The following is a 15,072-nucleotide window of genomic DNA, read 5'->3' on the forward strand; positions in this document are numbered from 1 at the left end:
TGGGGGGCTGCCGGTCCCGGTCTGTCGCCAGTCATGGCAGCCCTCACAGGCCATGCGATTGCAGCCAGCCCTCGAGCAGCGCGACTTGCCACAGCTTCGAGCCCTTGAGCGGGGTGATGTGGGCATCGGGGTCGGCCAGCATCGACTCGACCACGCCGGCCCGGTACAGGCCGCGCTGGCGTGCCGCGTCGCTGTCGACCAGGCCGCGCACGTAGTCGAGGAAGGGACCGCGCAGGTACTTCAGCGCCGGCACCGGGAAATAGCCCTTGGGGCGGTCGATCACCTCGGCGGGGATCACCTGCCGCGCGGCTTCCTTCAGCACGTGCTTGCCGCCCGCGGCGATCTTGTGGCGCGCCGGCATGCGAGCGGCCAGTTCCACCAGGCGGTGATCGAGGAAGGGCACGCGCGCCTCCAGCGCATGCGCCATCGTCATGTTGTCGACGCGCTTGACCGGGTCCTCGACCAGCATCACGGTCGTGTCCAGCCGCAGCGCGCGATCGATCGCGCTGTCGGCGCCCGGCATGGCGAAATGCGCCGCCAGGAAGCGGCCGCTCGGATCGTCGGCCAGCCATTGCGGCGACAGCAGCTCGGCGATCTCCGACTGCGTGCGGTCGAAGAACACCTTGCGATAGGCCGCGACGCCGCCGTCGGCATCGGTATTGGCCGCCAGCGGCGGATACCAGTGGTAGCCGCCGAACACCTCGTCGGCGCCCTGCCCGCTCTGCACCACGCGGCTATGGCGCGCGACCGCCGCCGACAGCAGATAGAAGGCCACGCAGTCGTGGCTGACCATCGGCTCGCTCATCGCGTGGATCGCATCGGGCAACGCGTCCAGCAGATCGGCCGCCGGGATCATCATCTTCTCGTGGCGCGTGCCGAAATGCCGGGCCACCAGATCGGAATAGTGGAACTCGTCCCCGGCCTCGCCGCCGGCCGCCTCGAAGCCGATCGCATAGGTGCGCAGGTCGGGCGTACCCGTTTCTGCGAGCAGGCCGGTGATCAGGCTGGAGTCCACACCGCCCGACAGCAGCACGCCGACCGGCACGTCGGCGACGGTACGCAGGCGCACCGCGTCGCGCAACGCGGCCAGCGTCATGTCGCACCATTCCTCGAAGGTGCGCGCCTCGTCGGCGGCGTCGTGGACGAAGTCGAGCCGCCACCAGGTACGGGTTTCGGTGCGGCCATCCGCATGCACGGTCATGTGCGTGGCGGGCGGCAGCTTGCGCACGCCCCGGACGATCGTATGCGGGGCCGGCACCACGGCGTGCAGCGTCAGGTAGTGATGCAGCGCGACCGGATCGAGCGCGGTATCGATGTCGCCGCCGGCCAGCAGCGCCGGCAGCGTCGAGGCAAAGCGCAGGCGCCGCGCGTCCTGGCTGTAGTACAGCGGCTTGATGCCGAGGCGGTCGCGCACCAGGTGCGTGATGCCGGTGTCGCGCTCCCACAGCGCGAACGCGAACATGCCGGCCAGGCGATCGAGCGCCGCGGGGCCCCAGGCGTGCCAGGCCTTGATGATGACCTCGGTGTCGCCGGTCGACGAGAACGTGTAGCCGCGGGCGCTCAGTTCCTCGCGCAGCGCGTGGTGGTTGTAGATCGCGCCGTTGAAGACGATGCCCATCCCCAGCGCGTTGTCGATGAAAGGCTGATGGGCGCGCTCGGACAGATCCATGATCCGCAGGCGCCGATGCCCGAAGGCGCGCCGGCCCAGGCCGAACAAGCCTTCGCCGTCAGGGCCGCGCGCGGCCTGCACCCGCGCCATGTCGGCCACGGCGTGAAGGTCCGCCATTTGTTGATCGAAACGTATTTCTCCTGCGATACCGCACATCGATGGTCTGCTCCCTTGCCCGCAGGCGCGCGGGACACCCTTGCTTATCGCACGGGGCGATGCCAGGGTCTGCCCGCGCTCATCCGACGCAATGTCGGAATTCGCCTACAGATAATCGAAATTGACAATATTTTCGGGACAGATCGATGGAGAAATGGTTTCCGTGAATATTTGGGCAGGGCCCGGGCGAACGGGCGCGAGCCCTTGGTGGGCAAGGGCTGCAGCGGATTGGAAAAATTTCGGAAAGAGTGCCGCCGGCGTCGCTTTCAGCAGCGTGGCCGCACGCAGAAACGGGTACGGTTCGGCTGGGACTCCGGGCGAACTCCGGGCGAACTCCGGGCGAACTCCGGGCGAACTCCGGGCGAACTCCGGGCGAACTCCGGGCGAACTCCGGTCGAACTCCGGTCGAACTCCGGTCGAACTCCGGTCGAACTCCGGTCGAGCTCCGGGCGGACTCCGGTCGAACTCCGGTCGAACTCCGGTCGGAATCAGGCGGGATTCAGGTGGCCCCGGGGCTGTCGTGAAGCCGGTTGCGGTTCGCCAGCGCCGGGAACAGCCGCATCCACACGGCCACCACCACCAGCGTGCCGATGCCGCCGAGCAGCACCGCGCCGACCGGACCCAGCCAGGCCGCCGTCACGCCGGATTCGAATTCCCCAAGCTGATTGGAGGCGCCGATAAAGACGGAGTTGACCGCGCCGACCCGCCCGCGCATGTCATCCGGCGTATCGAGCTGGACCAGCGTCGAGCGCACCACCACGCTGATCATGTCCGAGGCGCCCAGCACCACCAGCGCCAGCATCGACAAGGGCAGCAGCGTCGACAACCCGAAGCAGATCGTCGCCAGGCCGAACAGTGCCACCGCGCCGAACATCACGCGGCCCACCTTGCGCTCGAGCGGATGACGGGCCAGCCAGATCGCGGTGGCCAGCGCGCCGATCGCCGGCGACGAGCGCAGCAGCCCCAGGCCCCACGGACCGGTATGCAGGATGTCGCGCGCGTAGATCGGCAGCAGCGCGGTCGCGCCGCCCAGCAGCACCGCGAACAGGTCCAGCGAGATCGCGCCCAGCAGCACCGGCCGGCTGCGGATATAGGCAAACCCGGCGAACAGCGTGCTGATGCTGACCGGGGCGGTCAACCGCTGCGGCCGCTGCCGCAGCTTCAGCAGCGTGATCAGCGTGGCGGCCGCCAGGAACAGCAGCGCGCCGATGCCGTAGACCACGCCGGGGCCCGCGACATAGGCAAAGCCGCCGAGCGCCGGGCCGACGATGATCGCGGTCTGCGTCGCCGAGCTCGACAGCGCGACCGCGCGCGGCAGCTGGCGCGGCGTTACCACGCTGGGCAGCAGCGCCTGCAGCGTGGGGGTTTCGAAGGCACGGGTCGCGCCGAGCAGTGCGACGAACACAAAAATGTGTTCGTGCCGGACCCAGCCGGCGAGACTGGCCGCCGCCATGCCGAGGGCAATTGCCGCTTCGGTCAGCTGGCAGATCCGCACGATCTGGCGACGGTCGAAGCGGTCGGCGACGTGGCCCGACATCAGCAGCAGCACCACCGAGGGCAGGAACTGCACCAGGCCAACCAGGCCCAGCATCAGCGGGTCGCCGGTCAGGTCGTACATCTGCCAACCCACCGCCACGGTCAGGATCTGGTAGCCGATCGTCGTACAGAGACGGGCGCACCAGAACATGCGGAAACCGGGGTCGCGAAAGACCGAATCCGGATCGGAGGCGGACGGCGTGCTGCTGGCAGGGGTGGGAGGCATGGCGGGAGAGGGAAGCGGCGCCGCCTTGTGCGGTGGCGGCTGCCGGGACAGCGGGAGGCCGGTGTAGCGGGCCATGAGAGGCCCATGGCCCGCCCCGCCGGCAAGCCGCAATTCTAGCGGAGCGGCGCCAGGCGCGCTGGACGTTACATGAATCCCTGCTGGCAGCGCGGTGTTGGCGTCACGCAACGTCGACCATGACGACGGGGCCGGTTTGCGGCGCCTGAGAATGCTTCGCATTTATAAATCGCCGCTTCTTGGGTGACGCGGAGGCCGTGATGCCGCTTTCACCTGGTCGCGGTCCGGTCGCCGCGCCATCGCGCGGATCCGACCCCGCTTTCGCCGCTTTCCCGCCTCTGTTCAGGATCCGATCTTGCAAGCCGCCTTCCGCCTGACCGCCGCAGCCGCCGGCGTCGCCCTGCTGTGCCTGTCGTCCCCGGCCCGTTCGGCCGAGCCCATCGTGATCGCCCAGGCGTCGCCGCAAGCCCAGACGCAACCTCAGACGCAAGCCCAGGCGCAACCTCAGGCGCAAGCCGCCGCGGCGGACGAGGACAAGACGCTGAGCACGGTGACCGTGGTCGGCAACTGGCTGGATCAGCCAAACGAAACCAAGGTGCTGGAGCACCCGGGCGCGCGCTCGATCGCCGACCGCCGGACCATCGAGGAAAGCGGCGCGACCAATGTGCGCGAGGTGCTGCGCCGCATGCCGGGCGTGCAGGTGCAGGACAGCAACGGCACCGGCGGCAGCGACATCTCGCTGAACGTCGGCGTGCGCGGCCTGGCCTCGCGCCTGTCGCCCCGCTCGACCGTGCTGCTGGACGGCGTTCCGCTGGCGGTCGCGCCCTACGGCCAGCCGCAGCTGTCGATGGCCCCGCTGTCGATGGGCAATATCGACACCATCGACGTGGTGCGCGGCGCGGGCTCCGTGCGCTATGGCCCGCAGAACGTCGGCGGCATCATCAACTTCGTGACCCGGCCGATTCCGCAGACCTTTGCCGCGCAGGCCTCGGTGGAGACCGAGGTGGCAACGCACGGCGGCAATGTGAAGACCATGCCGAGCGTCTTCATCGGCGGCATCAACGACAACGGCCTCGGCGGCGCGCTGATGTATTCGGGCGTGCACGGCGACGGCTATCGCCGCGGCAACGACCGCGTCGATATCGACGACCTGATGCTCAAGGGTTCGTACCGCATCTCCAGCACGGACCAGATCACCGCCAGCTATCACTACTACGAGGCGCTGGCCGACATGCCGGGCGGCCTGACCGCCGCGCAGTACGCCGCCGATCCGTTCCAGTCGGTGCGGCCGTACGACACCTTCGCCGGCCGCCGCAACGACGTCTCGCTGAAGTATTCGCACCAGGACAACAACCGCAAGTTCGAGGTGCTGACGTACTACACCGACAGCTTCCGTGGCAGCCAGATCGAGAGCGAGAGCGCCGGCCGCCGTCGCCTTGGCTCGTTCCCGCGCCACTACCACACCTTCGCCGTCGAGCCGCGCTATTCGCAGCTGTTCCGCGGCGCCAACATGAGCCACGAGGTCAGCGTCGGCTACCGCTACCTGCGCGAGGCCAGCGACGAGCAGGCATCGCGCACGGCGTTCTACACGCCGGGCACGGTCGATCCGACCACGATCGCCTCGCCGATGTACCAATGGCGCAGCGGCGGCACCACGGCGAACGCGGTCTATATCGACGACACCATCAACGTCGGCAACTGGACCATCACGCCGGGCCTGCGCTATGAAATGATCCGCTCGAACATCACGGACCATTTCACGCAGCGCCGCACCGACATCAAGTCGGACGAGCCGCTGCCCTCGCTGGCGGTGATGTACCACGTCAGCGACAACTGGAAGCTGTTCGGCAATGCCGGCGTCTCGTTCGGGCCGCTGCAGTACTTCCAGATCGCGCAGACCACCAACGGCCTGGCGCCGGAAAAGGCCAAGACCTACGAGCTGGGCACGCACTTCCACGCCAACGGCTGGGGCGGCGAGCTGACGCTGTTCAATATCGACTTCGACGACGAGCTGCAGCTGCGCGGCGGCACGATGGGCAGCCCGGACGCGTGGACCAATCTCGGCGCGACGCGCCACCGCGGCGTCGAGAGCTCGCTGCGCTACGACTTCGGCACGCTGTCGAAGGCGCTGGCCGGCCTGTCGGCGTATGCGGGCTATACCTATACCGAGGCCACCTACAACCACGGCACCTTCGCCGGGCGCGACCTGCCGTTCTACTCGCGCCATGTGGCCACCGCCGGCGTGCGCTACAGCCGCAACCGCTGGACGCTGAACGTCGATGGCTTCGCGCAATCGCGCCAGCATTCGCCCGGGGATCCGACCGACGGCACGCCGTACCAGACCGCCGAGAGCGCCAACGGCGCGCTGGGGGACATCCCCGGCTACGCGCTGGTGCACATGCGCCTGGGCTACGACTTCGGCAAGTCGATGTCGAACCTGAAGCTGGCGGTGGGCGTCAAGAACCTGTTCGATCGCCGCTATTTCACGCGCTCGACCGACAACAACCTGGGCAAGTACGTCGGCATGCCGCGCACGTTCTACGTGCAGGCGACGCTGGCGTTCTGAGGGACTTGAGCTGGGCGGGGGCGGGGTTTGAAGCGAGGCCTGCCGGGCGCTTGCCCGGGGCACGTTGCGTGTCCGCGGGCAAGACGCTGAATCCCCGCCTGCGCGGGGACGACGATGCGGCGCGCGCCGCCTAGACGATCTCGCGCGTTTCCATGAATTGCAGGTTCGGGAAGCGTTCCTGCGTCAGCCGCAGGTTCACCATGCTCGGCGCCAGATAGACGTGGTCGCCGGCGCCGTCGAGCGCGACGTTGTGGCCGGCCTTCTCGATCAGCTTCTCGATCTCGGCCGGGTCACCCTTGAGCCAGCGCGCGGTCGCGCACTCGTGCGATTCGAAGATCGCGTCGACGCCGTACTCGTGCTCGAGCCGGTGCGCCACCACGTCGAACTGCAGGATGCCGACCGCGCCGAGCACCAGTTCGTTCGAGGCGATCGGGCGGAACATCTGCGTCGCGCCTTCCTCGGCCAGCTGCTGCAAGCCTTTCTGCAGCTGCTTGACCTTCAGCGGATTGTTCAGCCGTGCGCGGCGGAAGTGTTCCGGCGCGAACGACGGGATGCCGGTGAACTTGAGCGCCTCGCCTTCCGTGAAGACATCGCCCAGGCGGATCGTGCCGTGGTTGGGCACGCCGATGATGTCGCCGGCGTAGGCCTCCTCGGTGGTGTTGCGGTCCTGCGCCATGAAGGTAATCGCGTTGTTGATCGCCACCGTCTTGCCGGCCGACACGTGCAGCAGCTTCATGCCGCGCGTGAAGCGGCCGGAGCAGACCCGCACGAACGCAATGCGGTCGCGGTGGCGCGGGTCCATGTTGGCCTGGATCTTGAACACGAAGCCGCTGAACTTGGCTTCCTCGGGCTGCACCGTGCGGCTGTCGGTCGCCCGCGGCTGCGGCGAGGGCGACAGGTCGCACAGCGCGTCGAGCAGCGACTGTACGCCGAAGTTGTTGATCGCCGAGCCGAAATAGACCGGGGTCTGCTTGCCGGCCAGGAAGGCGTCCTTGTCGAAGGCGTGCGAGGCGCCGCGCACCAGCTCGATCTCGACGCGCAGTTCCTCGGCCTGCGAACCGAGCACGCGGTCGAGCTCGGGATTGTCCAGTCCGTCCAGGATGGCGGCGGTGCCCTTCTCGCCGTGCGGATCGAACAGCTGCACCTTGTCGTCGATCAGGTGATAGACGCCGCGGAACGCCTTGCCCATGCCGATCGGCCAAGTCATCGGCGCGCACTGGATCTTCAGCACGTCCTCGATCTCGTCGAGCAGCTCGATCGGCGAGCGCCCTTCGCGGTCCAGCTTGTTGATGAAGGTCAGGATCGGCGTATCGCGCAGCCGGCAGACGTTCAGCAGCTTGATCGTCTGCGCCTCCACGCCGTTGACCGAGTCGATCACCATCACCGCCGAGTCGACCGCGGTCAGCGTGCGGTAGGTGTCTTCCGAGAAGTCCTCGTGGCCCGGGGTGTCGAGCAGGTTGACGATGTGCTCGCGGTACGGGAACTGCATCACCGACGAGGTCACCGAGATGCCGCGCTGCTTTTCCAGCTCCATCCAGTCGGAGGTGGCGTGGCGGTCGGCCTTGCGCGCCCGCACCTCGCCGGCGACCTGGATCGCGCCGCCGAACCACAGCAGCTTTTCCGTCAGCGTGGTCTTGCCGGCGTCGGGGTGGGAAATGATGGCAAAGGTGCGACGACGCGCAATTTCGGATACGAGCGAGCTCACGGTAGGACGTTCGGATGGCAGGCGATTGGATCGGGACCCGGAGGGCGCGGCAGAGGCGATGGCGAAGCCGATCGCGCCGCGCCTGGTGTGTCGCGTTCCGCGGCGGCCGGCTTGGGATCGGCTGTCGCGGCGGAGCGCCCGAGGGAATGGGCCGCTATTCTACCGGTTCCCGGCGCCGACCGGTTCCGGCGCCTCGCCGCGGCGCCGCCGCTCCCGCAGGCTGCCGAATTGCAGCGCGTACTGATGGGTCAGTTCGGCGCCGAAGAAGAAGATCTGGGCCGAGTAGTACACCCACAGCATCAGCGCCACCACCGAGCCGGCCGCCCCGTACGAGGACGCCACCGCGCTGTTGCCCAGGTAGATGCCGATCAGGCGCTTGCCGACCGAGAACAGCACCGCGGTGATCACCGCGCCCATCGTCACGTCCCGCCAGGTCACGCGCACGCGCGGCAGCATCTTGAACACCACCGCGAACAGCGCGGTGACCACGGCGAACGAGAAGCCGTTGGAGATGGTGGTCGCGACCGGGGCCAGCCACGACTCGAACCACATGCCGTCCCAGAAGCGCTGCACCACCGCGATCGCGGCATTGACCACGAGCGACACGAGCAGCATGAAGGCCAGCACCAGCACCAGGCTGAACGACAGCAGCCGCGTGCGCACCAGCGAACGCCAGCCGCTGGCCGGCGTCGCATCGGCCTCCCAGATATCGTCCAGGCTCGCCTTGAGCTCGGCGAAGGCGCTGGTCGCGCCGACGATCAGGATGCCGGTGGCGATCAGCGCCGCCACGCCGCTGCCGCCGGCGCGGTGCGTGGCGGCCAGGATTTCCTGGATCGCCGTCGCGCCCTGCGTGCCGAGCAGGCCCTCGAGCTGCTCGAAGATCTCGCCGCGAGCCGCTTCGGCGCCGAAGAACAGCCCCGCGATCGAGATCACCAGCACCAGGATCGGCGCCAGCGAGAACAGCATGTAGAACGACAGCGCGGCGCCCTTGCTGGCGGCGCGGTGCGCGAACCAGGCCTGCACGGCGCCCGTCACCACCATCGCGGTGCGGCGCAGGGTATGGCGGTCGGGCAGCATGCGGGCCAGGCCGTGCCAGCGGCCGTTGCGGTGCTCGGGGTCGGGTTGGTACATCGGCAAGGAGGCGCTCCCTGGCTTGGTCGGTGGGCTGAGGTCCGGAGGGGCTGGGGGTCGTGCCGCCGCCGGGCGCGGCCGGCGGGGCAGTGTTCAGGATACCGCGCCTGGCGGCTGTGCCCAAGCCGCGTTCGGGGCAAGGGCTCGCGCAGGCGGGCGCGAGCGGGCGCGAGAGCCGGTGCAAGAGTCGTTGCAAGAGCCGGTGCAAGAGCCGGTGCAAGAGCCGGTGCAGGGGCGGGTGCAAGGGCGGGTGCAAGGGCTGGCGCGAGCGTCAGTACAAGAGGTTGCGCGAGGCCTGTGAAAGAGCGGGCGCAAGGGCCGGCCGCGACCAACTGCTAGAGTAAAAGCAGGCGGCGCGCCATTCCGCCGCCGCGTCTTTCGTCTCTTCTCTCTCCTTCAGGAGGTACCGTGATCCGTTTTCCGATCGCATCCTTCCCCGCCCTCCGGCTCGGCACACTCGCGCTGGGCCTCGCCGCCATCCTGGCGATCGCCGGCTGCGACCGCAGCCAGCCCGGCCCGAAACCGATTTCGGGCGACACGCCCGCCGCCGACACCGCGCCTTCGGCCAACCCGCCGGCTCGCAAGGAATGACGCCGAGGCGCGGCCTCGGTTTCGGCCTCGGTTTGGGCGTCGGTTTGGGCCGCGATTTGGCCGCGATTTGGCCGCGATTTGGCCGCGGTTTCGCCGCGGTTTCGCCGCGGTTTGGCCGCGTCTGGGGCCGACGTGGGGGCCGCCCATGCTCGTCGCAGGCCGATGCGTACCCGTTTCTGCGGACGTTCGTGTGTGGGTTTCCGAGTGTTATGGACGCGTCGGGTGCCGCCGTCGCGCTTTTCGCCCGTCTGCACGCGTCCGGCACCCGTGCGTTAAGCCGGTGTAACCGCGCCGCCCTTGGCTGCGCGGCGCGGGCCAGGCAGGGGACTTCGGCCGTATCGGCGAGCCCGTCGCGCCGTTCCCTGCCCTGACTTCATCCGGAATTCCTCCTTTGGACGGATGCCGGCGCCCGTGCCGTTGTGCCGGCGCGCCGTTGGCCACCGTCCCGGCGTCGACGGCATGGCCGGGAGGGAAACACCGTGCGCGCAGCCGCCGCCACCCCGGTTTCAGGGCCGCAACAGAATCGGACCGGTCCGTCCAGGGCGATCCGTCGCGCGCGCGGCCAATCGCCGCAAACCCAACGGGGACAACGGCGGGCGCATCTTGGCACGCTTGTCGCAACAGGCCGTGGAGAGCCAGGACCTACGCTTCAGCCACGGGAGAGCGCCCCACCATGCGTCACCCTCCAGCACGCATGACGGCACGACGCCGCGCCCAGCGTCCGGCGCGCGCCGCGCCGTCGGTATTGCAACTGCTGTCGCCCCCGCTATTGGCTGCGCCGCGGTTGCCGCATCGGGCGACATCGTCGTTCTGCACGGAGTCCAACCGCGTCCTGCCGATCGCGGCCTTCCGCAGCCGGACACGGCGATAGCCGCCCTTCCGTGGATCGTCGGCGGCCACGGGCCGCCCACAGGTCGGCCTGTCCACGCGCCGCGGCGCGCCGGCTGGCCATCCGGCATCCGATCAGGGAGGAGACACAATGAAAACCAGGCTTTGCGCATTCGCTGCGTTGGCCGCGTTCTGTACCAGCGCCGCGGCCGGCAGCTTCAGCCATCTGGACCGGTCCGACGATGCCGAGATCCACAGCCATACGGCATGGAGCAACGATATCTACGTCAAGGGCTTCGGCTTGTCGCTGGGCCTGCTCGGCGCCGGCGCGCAGGACGACGAGGCGCCCGGCCAGCAGTCCGCGGTGGACGACGACGGCAAGACACGGCAGGTGGCCCGCCTGCCGATCGATCTGCTGGCGGCATCGGCCGATTCGGTCGGCTACGGTGGCGGCCTGGCATCGGGCTGCTGGAAGCCGGCCTCGTCATTGGCGCCGCGGCGCTGAGCGGCAAGCGCGATGAAAAAGGGGCCGACGAATCGTCGGCCCCGCTGATTGCCGCTGTCTCGGCGGTCCGCTACTCGGCGTGGCTCGACTGGCCTTCGACGCGGATATTGTGCTTGTGCATCAGCCGGTAGAGCGTGACACGCGACACGTTGAGCTCGCGCGCGGCGGGCACCACGTGGAAGCCGTGGCTGGCCATCACCGAGCGGATGGCCTCGCGCTCGGCCTCTTCGCGGATCGCGTCGAGGGTCTTGCGCGGCGCGTCGCTGTTGCCGTGCAACTGCAGGTCCTCGGCGGTGATCTTGCGATTGTCGGTCATCACGATCGCGCGGCGCACCCGGTTGGTCAGTTCGCGCACATTGCCGGGCCAGCCGTACTGCATCATCGCCTGCGTCGCGCACGGCGAGAAACCGCGAATGCGCCGATGGGCCTCGTGGCCGTGCTCGGCGAGCACCGCGTTGGCCAGCAGCAGGATGTCCTCGCCGCGCTCGCGCAGCGGCGGGATCGACAGCGTCAGCACGCACAGCCGGTGGAACAGATCGGAACGGAAGCGCCCCTCGGCCTGCGCCGCGACCAGGTCCACGTGCGTCGCCGAGATGATGCGCAGGTCCAGCGGTATCGACTGATGGCCGCCCAGGCGCGTGATCATGCCCTGCTGCAGGAAGCGCAGCAGCGCGACCTGGCTCTCCAGCGGCAGATCGCCGATCTCGTCCAGAAACAGCGTGCCGCCCTGCGCCTGCTCGATCCAGCCGATCTTGCGCTGGTTGGCGCCGGTGAAGGCGCCCTTCTCGTAGCCGAACAGTTCGGACTGCACCAGGTGCGGCGGAATCGCGCCGCAGTTGATCGCGACGAAGGGCCCCTTGCGCCGGTTCGACGCTTCGTGGATCGCCTGCGTGGCCAGTTCCTTGCCGGTGCCGGACTCGCCCGAGATGAACACCGGGGCGTCGTTGTGCGCGACCTTGGCCAGCGAGCGGAACATCCCCCGCATCGGCGCGCATTCGCCGATCATCTTGCCCTGCACCGCCGTATCCGGCCCGCGGGCGGCGTGCAGCGCGGCCATGCCATGCGCGTGCTTGAGCGTGTAGGCCAGTTCGCTGTAGGAGAACGGCACGCGCACATAGTCGACGCAATAGTCGCGGATCAGGCGCCGCACCCGCTCGTCCTCGAGCCGCTGCGGCGAGGTGATCGCGACCCACATCACGTGCAGGCATTGCAGGCTCTGCTCGAGCAGCGCGATCTCGGCATCGGTGTATTCGGTCTCCAGGTCGAGCACGCCAGCCATCGGCGCGCTGCTGCGAACGACCCGTGGCAGGTCGCGCAACTGGTGATGGTGGCGGATCTCCCAGCCGGGTCCGAACTGGCTCGCGTCGATGCCGAAGTTCTGCTGTCGTGATACCACCAGGACCTGCGCGGCCCGCGATGTCGGCTTGTTGAGTCGGTCCATCCCGTTCTCCCGCGCGTTTGGCGTGGCCGCATGCCGCACGGTCTCGCTGCGCCGGCTGGCGGACGGGATCGGGCTGCGGTCCAGTTGTATGCGGTGCGGCTGGGCACCCAGGTGGGCGGCCGCCATTACACGCTCGAAACGCTGTGGGGAGGGAGATCGAACATCGCGGTCGGCGTCGTGCCGCTGCGCAGCTGTTCACGAATGGTGCGGCGCATGCTGTCCCGCTCGCGCATCAGGCGATCGCTCGGGGCATGCAGGGTCTGGCCGGAATAGCGGTGATAGAGGGCCTGATAGGTCAGCACGTTGACGATCCATTCCTCGCGCTGGGCGCGCAGGCGGGCGATGTCGGCTTCGAGCTGGCGGTGGCGTTGCAACAGGCCTTCAATGGCCTGCCGGACGTTCGGTGGCACGCTGTCGTCGGCCGCGAGCACGGCGGCCACGGCATCGGCGATGAATTCGTCGCGATGCTCGCGATGGGACTGGCTGGGAGCGTGTTCGGGTTTGGCGCCGGCGACATTGGCCAGATGGCTCCAGGCGCGGGTAATCGAAGGCGTGGCGGATCGAGTCGGCTCGAGAACGGGCCGATGGACTTCTCCTGCGGTCATGATTCTTCCCCGTTGAACAACATCCCCCGGCACTACACGTTCGCGATTACCACTTGTTCCGCTTATTGTTTCGGCACGCTTTGCGCATGCTCTCGTCGTGGAGGCGAAGCCGCCTGAAGGCGGTCTGTCTGTACGTCCGCTTCACGCGGATCGAATGGGTCTGCGTCGCGCCATGGGCGCACTCCGTTGCCCGGAGTCAACAAGGGGCGCTTCGAAGCGCCCCCGGAATAGCACGCCTCTAGTTCAGTGCATTTGGCTTCGTTTGTCTAGCCCCCACGCGGGGCATGCGCCCAAAATCATCCTTCGGTATGACCGTAACAACGGTGGCCCATCATGGTGCGGGAGGTAAATAAGTACTTACCTTGAACGCAGAAACGGGTACGGTGCCCGCGTTCCGCGCTGCTGCAGCGCACGCAGAAACGGGTACGGTCCGGTGACTTTGCAGCGAAATTTCGAACGTTCGGGGGCACGTCCCGGACGATGGCCATGAAAAAGGGCGGCCGTGGCCGCCCTTGCTGCAAGCGATGCCGCCAGGTCAATGGCCGGGCAGATAGTAGAACTTGAAGACGAAGACGGCGGCGATGATCCACACCATGATCGGCACGTCCTTGGCCCGGCCGGTCAGCAGCTTCAGGCCCGCATAGGTCACAAAGCCGAAGGCCACGCCGTTGGCGACCGAATAGGTGAACGGCATGCCCAGCGCGGTGAGCACCGCCGGCACCACTTCGGTGGCGTCGTTCCAGTCGATGTCGACCAGCTCGCGCAGCATCAGGCAGGAGACATAGAGCAGCGCCGGCGCGGTGGCGTAAGCCGGCACGGTGCCGGCCAGCGGTGCGATGAACAGGCAGGCCAGGAACAGCACGGCCACCGTCACCGCGGTCAGGCCGGTGCGGCCGCCGGCCTGCACGCCAGAGGCGCTTTCGATGTAGGCCGTGGTCGACGAGGTACCGAGGAAGGAGCCGGCCATGATGGCCGTGCTGTCCGCCATCAGCGCCTTGTTCAGCCGATCCATCTTGCCCGCCTTGAGCAGCCCCGCGCGGTTGGCCACGCCCATCAGCGTGCCGGTCGCATCGAACAGCTCGACCAGGAAGAACACCAGCACCACATTGATGATGCCGATCGACAGCGCGGCGGTGATGTCGAGCTTGAACAGGGTCGGATCGATCGACGGCGGGGCGGACACGATGCCGTGGAAGGTGTTGCCACCAAACGCGAAGCTCAGCAGCGTGGTCAGCAGGATGCCGATCAGGATCGCGCCCTTCACCTTGAGGCGGTCCAGTGCGACGATCGCCAGGAAGCCGACGATGGCCAGCACCGCCGAGGGCTGATGCAGATCGCCGAGCGTGACAAGCGTGGCGGGGCTGGCGGTGACGATGCCGGCGTTCTTCAGCGCGACGATGGCGAGAAACAGCCCGATGCCCGCGGTGATCGCCACCCGGATCGAATGCGGGATGCCGTTGACGATCATCTCCCGCACACGCAGCAGCGTCACCAGCAGGAACAGACAGCCCGAGATGAACACCGCGCCGAGCGCGGCTTCCCACGGCAGGCCCATGCCCTTGACGACGGTGTAGGCGAAATAGGCATTGAGCCCCATGCCCGGCGCCATCGCGATCGGATAGTTGGCGTAGAAGCCCATGATCAGCGTACCGAGCGCCGCGGCCACGCAGGTGGCGACGAACACCGCGTCCTTCGGCATGCCCGCATCGCCCAGGATGGTCGGGTTGACGAAGATGATGTACGCCATCGTCAGGAAGGTCGTGACGCCGGCCAGTATCTCGGTGCGCACGTCGGTCTGGTGCTCGCTCAGCTTGAACAGGCGTTCGAGCGGCGAGCGGCGCGCCGGCGTGGTCATGGCGGGTGTGTCGTTGGGTTCGGAAAGGGGTTCGGGCATCGACATGCTGTGTCTCCTGTATCGTTTTGTCCCGTCTCTCGCAAAAGGCAAGAGCCTCCTTCCGGCGCGTTGGCCAGGGAGGCACACGTAATGTCTTACACTTTTGTATACAGGTGCGCCGATACGGACAAATAGACTGTATGCAAAATGGGTGATGATCGCACGAGGGCACTCGCGTGATCTAGCCTGCAGCAGGGGAACACC

10 protein-coding genes are annotated in these 15,072 nt (G+C 68.0%); 3 read left to right on the forward strand and 7 right to left on the reverse strand.

What is annotated here, in order from left to right:
* Nucleotides 1-43: 43 nt before the first annotated feature.
* Both KZ686_RS19780 and KZ686_RS19785 read right to left on the reverse strand, forming a co-directional pair.
* A complete protein-coding gene (locus KZ686_RS19780; protein ID WP_265635131.1) occupies nucleotides 44-1,825 on the reverse strand; it encodes an N-acetylglutaminylglutamine amidotransferase in 1,782 nt (593 codons plus the stop codon).
* A gap of 499 nt (nucleotides 1,826-2,324) precedes the next feature.
* The gene (locus KZ686_RS19785; protein WP_149318598.1) at nucleotides 2,325-3,587 is read right to left on the reverse strand and encodes an MFS transporter; all 1,263 of its coding nucleotides are present in this window, start codon (nucleotides 3,585-3,587) and stop codon (nucleotides 2,325-2,327) included.
* 370 nt (nucleotides 3,588-3,957) lie between these two features.
* Here KZ686_RS19785 and KZ686_RS19790 point away from each other — a divergent pair, with 370 nt between their 5' ends.
* Nucleotides 3,958-6,168, forward strand: a complete 2,211-nt coding sequence (locus KZ686_RS19790) for a TonB-dependent receptor family protein (protein ID WP_265635132.1) — start codon at nucleotides 3,958-3,960, stop codon at nucleotides 6,166-6,168.
* 130 nt (nucleotides 6,169-6,298) lie between these two features.
* On the opposite strand, the gene KZ686_RS19795 is transcribed toward KZ686_RS19790, so the two are convergent.
* Both KZ686_RS19795 and KZ686_RS19800 read right to left on the reverse strand, forming a co-directional pair.
* A complete protein-coding gene (locus KZ686_RS19795) occupies nucleotides 6,299-7,873 on the reverse strand; it encodes a peptide chain release factor 3 (RefSeq protein WP_150082296.1) in 1,575 nt (524 codons plus the stop codon).
* 159 nt (nucleotides 7,874-8,032) lie between these two features.
* The gene (locus KZ686_RS19800) at nucleotides 8,033-9,004 is read right to left on the reverse strand and encodes a YihY/virulence factor BrkB family protein (RefSeq protein ID WP_265635318.1); all 972 of its coding nucleotides are present in this window, start codon (nucleotides 9,002-9,004) and stop codon (nucleotides 8,033-8,035) included.
* A 408-nt stretch (nucleotides 9,005-9,412) separates the two neighbouring features.
* Between KZ686_RS19800 and KZ686_RS19805 the strand changes: the two genes are divergently transcribed.
* The gene (locus tag KZ686_RS19805) at nucleotides 9,413-9,595 is read left to right on the forward strand and encodes a hypothetical protein (protein WP_265635133.1); all 183 of its coding nucleotides are present in this window, start codon (nucleotides 9,413-9,415) and stop codon (nucleotides 9,593-9,595) included.
* Nucleotides 9,596-10,574: 979 nt separating this feature from the next.
* Nucleotides 10,575-10,928 (forward strand): hypothetical protein, encoded by a 354-nt coding sequence (locus KZ686_RS19810; RefSeq protein ID WP_150082292.1) that lies wholly within the window; start codon nucleotides 10,575-10,577, stop codon nucleotides 10,926-10,928.
* A gap of 70 nt (nucleotides 10,929-10,998) precedes the next feature.
* Here KZ686_RS19810 and KZ686_RS19815 read toward each other — a convergent pair whose 3' ends face one another.
* From KZ686_RS19815 to KZ686_RS19825, 3 genes are all read right to left on the reverse strand, one after another.
* On the reverse strand, nucleotides 10,999-12,369 hold the full coding sequence (locus tag KZ686_RS19815) for a sigma-54 dependent transcriptional regulator (RefSeq protein ID WP_265635134.1): 1,371 nt from the start codon (nucleotides 12,367-12,369) through the stop codon (nucleotides 10,999-11,001).
* 125 nt (nucleotides 12,370-12,494) lie between these two features.
* Nucleotides 12,495-12,974: a hypothetical protein gene (locus KZ686_RS19820; RefSeq protein ID WP_265635135.1), complete on the reverse strand. Its 480-nt coding sequence runs from the start codon at nucleotides 12,972-12,974 to the stop codon at nucleotides 12,495-12,497.
* Between the two features lie 535 nt (nucleotides 12,975-13,509).
* Nucleotides 13,510-14,874, reverse strand: coding sequence for an NCS2 family permease (locus KZ686_RS19825; RefSeq protein ID WP_370639513.1), 1,365 nt, complete (start codon nucleotides 14,872-14,874; stop codon nucleotides 13,510-13,512).
* Nucleotides 14,875-15,072 lie beyond the last annotated feature (198 nt).

This window comes from Cupriavidus cauae, from assembly GCF_026210475.1.
GTDB classification, from domain to species: Bacteria; Pseudomonadota; Gammaproteobacteria; order Burkholderiales; family Burkholderiaceae; genus Cupriavidus; species Cupriavidus cauae.

Bases quoted from the DNA above. Each gene is read 5' to 3' on its own strand.
- KZ686_RS19780 (WP_265635131.1), bottom strand. From the start codon at position 1,825: ATGTGCGGTATCGCAGGAGAAATACGTTTCGATCAACAAATGGCGGAC.
- KZ686_RS19785 (WP_149318598.1), bottom strand. From the start codon at position 3,587: ATGCCTCCCACCCCTGCCAGCAGCACGCCGTCCGCCTCCGATCCGGAT.
- KZ686_RS19800 (WP_265635318.1), bottom strand. From the start codon at position 9,004: ATGTACCAACCCGACCCCGAGCACCGCAACGGCCGCTGGCACGGCCTG.
- KZ686_RS19810 (WP_150082292.1), top strand. From the start codon at position 10,575: ATGAAAACCAGGCTTTGCGCATTCGCTGCGTTGGCCGCGTTCTGTACC.
- KZ686_RS19815 (WP_265635134.1), bottom strand. From the start codon at position 12,369: ATGGACCGACTCAACAAGCCGACATCGCGGGCCGCGCAGGTCCTGGTG.
- KZ686_RS19820 (WP_265635135.1), bottom strand. From the start codon at position 12,974: ATGACCGCAGGAGAAGTCCATCGGCCCGTTCTCGAGCCGACTCGATCC.
- KZ686_RS19825 (WP_370639513.1), bottom strand. From the start codon at position 14,874: ATGTCGATGCCCGAACCCCTTTCCGAACCCAACGACACACCCGCCATG.